General features: G+C 70.6%; 1 pseudogene. It reads right to left on the bottom strand.

Features of this window, described 5'->3' with window-relative positions:
- Positions 1–204 (bottom strand): annotated as a pseudogene (locus tag FQK12_RS05450) (oxaloacetate decarboxylase subunit beta); the annotation flags it as partial.

The raw sequence follows: 204 nt of genomic DNA, 5'->3' as shown, positions 1-204 counted from the left end.
GACGGCAGGGCCAGCGCCAGCGCCTCCCTGATGGCGTGGACATCCGGCGTACAGTGGAGCTTCGCGGCAATCACCGCCAGCTGCCCGGCGTCGTGGTGGGCCAGCAGGCTCTCCAGGGCGGTCAGCGCCAGCCCGGCCTCCGGGATATTCGACAGCAGGCCGCCGAAGCCAATCGGCAGCAGCAGCAGCGGCTCGAACTTCCTC

Source organism: Klebsiella sp. ME-303 (genome assembly GCF_007910085.1).
Classification (GTDB): Bacteria; Pseudomonadota; Gammaproteobacteria; order Enterobacterales; family Enterobacteriaceae; genus Klebsiella; species Klebsiella michiganensis.
This window is presented reverse-complemented; position numbering and strand designations above follow the sequence as displayed.